The 6,216-nt window shown below is 49.9% G+C and carries 5 protein-coding genes; 3 read left to right on the top strand and 2 right to left on the bottom strand.

The features are described 5' to 3' along the window. The coding region (locus CRG49_RS13400; RefSeq protein ID WP_198515146.1) for an IS30 family transposase at positions 1–211 on the top strand (211 nt) is incomplete at its 5' end. 226 nt (positions 212–437) lie between these two features. Here CRG49_RS13400 and CRG49_RS11890 read toward each other — a convergent pair. Together CRG49_RS11890 and amgK are read right to left on the bottom strand one after the other, a co-directional pair. Beyond that, positions 438–1,409, bottom strand: a complete 972-nt coding sequence (locus CRG49_RS11890) for a glycosyltransferase (RefSeq protein ID WP_095502521.1) — start codon at positions 1,407–1,409, stop codon at positions 438–440. A gap of 188 nt (positions 1,410–1,597) precedes the next feature. After that, complete coding sequence (gene amgK, locus CRG49_RS11885) at positions 1,598–2,602, bottom strand: N-acetylmuramate/N-acetylglucosamine kinase AmgK (protein WP_095502520.1); 1,005 nt, start codon at positions 2,600–2,602, stop codon at positions 1,598–1,600. Positions 2,603–2,672: 70 nt separating this feature from the next. Here amgK and CRG49_RS11880 point away from each other — a divergent pair, with 70 nt between their 5' ends. Beyond that, positions 2,673–5,150, top strand: a complete 2,478-nt coding sequence (locus CRG49_RS11880) for an LPS-assembly protein LptD (RefSeq protein WP_095502519.1) — start codon at positions 2,673–2,675, stop codon at positions 5,148–5,150. Continuing rightward, positions 5,147–6,061, top strand: coding sequence for a peptidylprolyl isomerase (locus CRG49_RS11875; protein WP_095502518.1), 915 nt, complete (start codon positions 5,147–5,149; stop codon positions 6,059–6,061). The genes CRG49_RS11880 and CRG49_RS11875 overlap by 4 nt, the downstream gene beginning before the upstream one ends. Positions 6,062–6,216: the final 155 nt, after the last annotated feature.

Genomic DNA, 6,216 nt, shown 5'->3' with positions numbered 1-6,216 from the left:
CTGCCGTCCATACCATTCTTGGGAAAAAGGCTTGGTGGAGAATACCAACGGGCTGATCAGACAATACTTCCCAAAGGGGACGGATTTTAGGAAACTGGGTGCTAAAAAGATTAAAGCGGTTGAGGAGGCCCTTAACCGCCGACCGAGAAAGACATTGGACTATGAGACACCGGGTGATCTGTTTTCAGCAGCCCTTGCCAATGGCATTTGAGCGTTGCACTTGAAATGCGAATGTAAGGCCGTCTGAAAATATGAGACCTTTGCAAAATCCCCATCTTTGGCACATTTCTTCATTGTGCGCTGCTCGAAAGCTTGCCTATCTTGATGATATGTTTGCGCTTTCTGTGCTGCTACAACTTTGAACTGTACTCAAATCTGGGGTTTTGCAAAGGTCTCAATTTACGTGGGATTTCAGACGGCCTTTGTTGAATGCCGAACTATCTTGCCATAATCTTGCTGGTAGTCAGCGCCTGCAATGCAGTTTTACTGCGGAATAACGCACACAAAATACGCGTACGCATACGTTGGTTAAACCGGCTCGGATAACCTTTTAATTGGTAATCGTAGCACACATCCTGCAAGCGGCGGAACATTTCCGCTGCTGAAATGCGGTTTTTCAGCATCGACGTAATGTAGATAAACTGGAAAGAATCACGAATTTCCAATAAACGCTTGCTGACTTCAGGCTGCTTATCCGCTTTCATGATACGGGTATATTCTTTAACAGATAAACCGATGTCATCAAGATATTTCTGGGTCTGCTCTGCAGTACGTTTTTTGCGCATCACAGAATCGGGATTATCTACATAGAGATAAACTTTTTGATGGGTTGCGGCCACTTTTTTGCAGGCCAGCATGTATTCCAATAAAAAGACGCCGTCTTCCAAATAAGCCATGCCCGGAATAAAACGCAATTTTAACGATTCGATTAAATCACGACGGTAAATATATGACCAAACTGCCGACATAAACGACAATTCGTTCATGTATTTGGCCAAATCCATCACTTTTACCCCATCGCCCAATTGAAATTTCTCTTCCACATCAAACTGAAGCAAATCGGCAGACTGCGTATCCATCACCTCCAAGAAACGACCTAATTCTTGCGGATTCAATTGATCGTCGTGATCCATAAACATCACAAATTCACCGCTGGCTTTTTCCAAAGCCAAATTGCGTGCGCGACTGACTCCGCCATTAGGCGTATCAATCAAATGATGTTGCAGATAAGAATGCTCAGCAAACAATGCTTGTAATTGCGCCAGCGTGTCATCGCGGGAGCCATCGTTGATAACAATGAATTCAACATTGCCCAAAGCCTGATGGATGTTTAAGAAATTCTCGCCCAGACCGGCAATAAACTTACCGCCATTATAAACAGGAACAATTAAAGAAAGTTTTGTTGTCATTTTCAGTTATGCATGAAGGTTAAAATATGAATCGGCGGTATTAATAAGCACAAACTATCAAACAGCTGAATGCGGCTGCCCTAAAGGTTGACTGACTTATCTAGCGGTATGCCGCAAGCGCACCGCTGGATTAGAGCATCAATCCGCCGTTTAATTCCCTATTCGGCTGGGTTTAACCTAAATTCTATTTAAAACGTAAACCCTGTCTCCAACTCTTCATCGCCCACCAATTCCACCAACAGCGCATACAGCGGCGCCAAATCGACATAGCGGCGGCTGGCGCGGCGCAGGTAATTCAGGAAACGTGGGATTTCAGGACGGTATTTGTCTTTACCGTCGCGGTGGTACAGACGGGCGAAAATGCCGGCCACTTTCAGATGGCGTTGCACACCCATCCATTCAAACCAACGGTAGAATTCGTCAAAATCGGCCGGCACAGGCAAACCGGCGGCACGGGCTTTTTCCCAGTAACGGATGACCAAGTCCAACACAAATTCTTCTTCCCATTCGATAAACGCATCGCGCAGCAGCGACACCAAATCATAGGAAATCGGACCATACAGCGCATCTTGGAAATCCAATACGCCCGGGCGGCCGGCTTGCAGCATGAGATTACGCACGATGAAATCGCGGTGCACATACACTTGCGGTTGCGCCAACAGCGGCGGCAGCAAGATATCGATTACTTGCTGCCACAATTGGCGCTGCTTGAAATTAAGCTCTTTGCCCAATTCTTTGGCCACAAACCATTCTGGGAACAAATTAATCTCGCGCAGCAACACTTCGCGGTCATACAGTGGCAATTGGTCAGGTTGGCTGGCTCTTTGCAGCACAATCAATTCGTCAATCGCTTCGAGTAGCAAGGCTTTATGGGCGGATTCGGATGTTTCCTGCGTCATGGCGGTCAAAAACGTGGTGTTGCCCAAATCGTTCAACACCATAAAGCCCAGCGCTTCATCCACATGCAACACTTGCGGCACATTGACCATGTCGAATAATTTCTGCACCTTCAAATACGGCGCCACGCTCATTTTTTCCGGCGGCGCATCCATACACACCACCGTGCGGCCGTCTGAAAAAGTGGCGCGGAAATAGCGGCGGAAATCGGCATCGGCCGCGGCAAAGCTCAACTCAAAAGATTCATTCGGATAAACGGTTTCCAGCCATTTTTGTAATTCAATTTGTCGTTGCATAGCAGTTTCTTGGATTTTCAGGTTAAAATAAACGCTATTCTAACTGGCAAAACCGATTTAAGGTGCAACTTTGGCTCGTTTATTTTCACTCAAACCTTTGGTCATCGCATTAAGCGTCGGCTTCAGCACAGCGGCGGCGGCACAGACCGGCGGCGCGTTTGTGCCGGATGCGGCCGATTATGTGCCGATTGAAACCGTCCAAGACACGGCCAATCCGGTTGCCGCGGTCGAGCAAACTGTTGCCGAAACTGCCGAAGAAAACCAAGCTGCTGACAACAGGCCGTCTGAAAAAGCGGACGAATTGTCTTTGGGCAGTACCTGTCTGTTTTGCACTGAAGAAACCTTGGTCGAGCATGCCAAAGCACAACAAAACGAAACCTCGGTCAAACGCAGCGGCGAAGAGCCTTTGCCCACCGATTACACCCGCGTGACCGCCGATTACGTCGAAGGCCAAACCAATGTGCAGGTACAGGCCAAAGGCGATGTGATTATCGAGCGCAATGATGAGGTACTCAACGCCGATTGGGCGCATTACGATCAAGCCAGCAATACCGTGACTGCCGGCAATCAGTTTGTGCTGTATCAAAACGGCTCCATTGTCCGCGGCGAACACATCAACTACAACTTGGATTCGGGCGCAGGCATCACTGAAAACGTACGCATGGCGACCGAACGCGACGGCCGCCGCCTGCAAAGCGTCAGCGAAAAAGCCGAAATGCACAGCAAAGAGCGCTACAAGCTCATCAACACCAAATTCAACACCTGCGCACCCGGCGATGCCAGCTGGTACATCAAGGCCAAAAGCATTGATGCCAACCAAGAAACCGGCATCGGCGTAGCCAAAGGTGCCTCACTGGTGTTCGGCGGTGTGCCTGTTTTGTACACACCTTGGGCCGATTTCCCGCTTAACGGCGACCGCAAAAGCGGCTTGTTGGTGCCAAATATCTCCACCGGTTCAGACGGCCTCGAATTGTCACTGCCTTATTATTTGAACTTGGCACCGAATTTAGATGCCACTGTGACCCCGGGCATCATTTCCAGCCGCGGTGTGCGTTTGGGCGGACAAATACGCTATCTCGAGCCCCAATACCGAGGGCAAGTGAACGGTGCTTGGATGCCTAACGACAGAAAAAGTGACCACAACAACCGCTACCAATTCCAATGGAACCACAATCATCAATTCACCGCCAAACTCAGTGGCGGCGTGGATTTCAACAGCGTGTCGGATAACGACTACTATCGCGACTTCTACGGCCGCAACGACATCGCCGACAACGTCAACCTCAACCGCCAAGCTTGGTTAAACTACCACGACACTTATTGGGGCGGTAATTTCGACGGCTCGCTGATGGCGCAAAAATACCAAACCTTGGCCAACGAATACGGCTACAAAGACGAACCTTACGCCATCATGCCGCGCTTGTCCGGCCGCTGGCAGCGCAGCTTCGACAATATGCAAGCTAATGTATTCAGCCAATTCACCCGCTTCGAACATGACGACAAACAAAGCGGTAGCCGCGTGGTATTGAACCCAAGTGTCAAATGGGATTTCCACAACAATTGGGGTTACGTGCGTCCGAAAGTCGGTGTGCACGCCACCTATTATGATTTAGACAGCTTCAATGGCAGTAGTGGCCGCCATGTCAGCCGTGTTTTACCAATGGCCAGCATCGACAGCGGCATGACGTTTGAACGCCACACACAATTTTTGGGCAACAATTATCTACAAACACTGGAACCGCGTTTATTCTACAATTATGTGCCCACCAAATCACAAAACGATTTACCGAATTTCGACACTTCGGAAAACAGCTTCACCTACGAGCAATTGTTCCGTGAAAACCTGTTTTCAGGCAACGACCGCATTAATGCCTCCAACAGCCTGTCAACTGCAGTGCAGAGCCGTATCCTGAATCCGAAAACCGGTGCCGAATTGTTCCGTGCCGGTATCGGTCAGAAATTCTATTTCAAAACCGACACTGTCTTGCTCGACGGCAGCGTGGGCCAATACGAGCGTAACCGTTCCGACTGGGTGGCGTTTGCCCACGGCAATGTGACTGACAGCGTGCGTTTTGATTTCGACATCCACTACAATCAAAACCAAAACCGCGCCGAGAGCTACGCGGCAGGCATCCGCTACAATCCGGAGCCGGGTAAGGTGTTGAGTGCGCGTTACAAACACAACCGCAACGCCCGCATCTACCTACAAGACGATGGCGAATATTTGTACGATAAATTAAACCAAGTCGATTTGGCCGCCCAATGGCCGCTGCGTAAAAACCTGTATGCCGTTGCCCGCTACAACTACGAAATCACCGTGAAAAAACCGCTGGAAATGCTGGCCGGTGTCGAATACAAAAGTGATTGTGGCTGCTGGAGCGCCAGCGTGGTGGCACAACGCTACGTGACCGGTGAAAACAGCAAGAAAAACGCCGTTTTCTTCAACTTACAGCTGAAAGATTTGAGCAACGTCGGCCAAAATCCATTTGAACAACTCCGCTTAGCCATTCCGGGCTACAGCAAAACCAACGAGGTAGTGAACCCATGAATGTGAAACCTTTAATGCTGGCCGTGGTACTCGGTCTGAACCTGAATGCCGCGCATGCTGCCGATGTCAAAGCTTCCGACAGCATCGCCGCCGTGGTGGATAACGACATCATCACCCAGCGCCAAGTCAGCGAAGCGCTGGCCGATGCGCGTCGCAACCTGCCGAAAGGCACGCAAGTCACCGATACCGAACTGCGCCAACAAGTCGTGGCACAAATGGTCAACCAATCCTTAATCGTGCAAGCAGGCAAACGCCGAGGTATTCAAGCCAGCGAAGCCGAAATCGATGCCGTGATTGCGCAAAATCCGTCTTTGAAAAATGCCAACAAACGCGTACGCCGCGAAATCGGCGACAGCATCATTGTCGAAAAAGTACGCCAACAAGCCATTATGGAAAACAGCCGTGTCAGCGACAGCGAAGTGACCAGCTTCATCAACCGCGCACAGCAGCAAGGTGTTGCCCTACCGGAAGGCGAGCCATTGCGCCAATACAATGCGCAACACATTCTGATTAAAGCCGATTCCGATAACGCCGCGGCCGCAGCCGAAAGCAGCATCCGCAAAATCTACGCCCAAGCCCGCAGCGGTGCGGATTTTGCCGGTTTGGCGCGTCAATATTCGCAAGACGGCAGCGCGGCCAACGGCGGTAACTTGGGCTGGTTTTCAGACGGCATGATGGTCACGCCGTTTGAAGATGCTGTGCACAAACTCAAACCCGGCCAAGTCAGCGCGCCGGTACGCACCCAATTCGGCTGGCACATCATTAAGCTGAACGACATCCGCGAAGCCGGTACACCGGAAGAGCGCCAACGCAATGCCGTGCGCCAATATATTTCGCAACAAAAAGCCCAGCAAGCCACCACCAATTTGCTGCGTGAATTACATTCAAGCTCGTTTGTGGATATCCGCTAAATGCTTTAATTTGTACTATCACCAAGGCCGTCTGAAAAAAATCGTTCAGACGGCCTGAGACCTTTGCAAAACCCTACCTACCATCAAAAAAGCTTACCTAGGTTACTAAGTAAGCTTTTTTTCAACATAAAATCCCCAATCATTACCTAAAATTC

The organism is Neisseria sp. N95_16, assembly GCF_002551535.2.
GTDB classification, from domain to species: domain Bacteria; phylum Pseudomonadota; class Gammaproteobacteria; order Burkholderiales; family Neisseriaceae; genus Neisseria; species Neisseria brasiliensis.
The sequence above is the reverse complement of the archived record's forward strand: the minus strand, read 5'-3'. Positions and strand labels throughout refer to the sequence as shown.

Coding starts and splice junctions, on each gene's coding strand:
- CRG49_RS11890 (WP_095502521.1), bottom strand. CDS start 1,409: ATGACAACAAAACTTTCTTTAATTGTTCCTGTTTATAATGGCGGTAAG.
- amgK (WP_095502520.1), bottom strand. CDS start 2,602: ATGCAACGACAAATTGAATTACAAAAATGGCTGGAAACCGTTTATCCG.
- CRG49_RS11875 (WP_095502518.1), top strand. CDS start 5,147: ATGAATGTGAAACCTTTAATGCTGGCCGTGGTACTCGGTCTGAACCTG.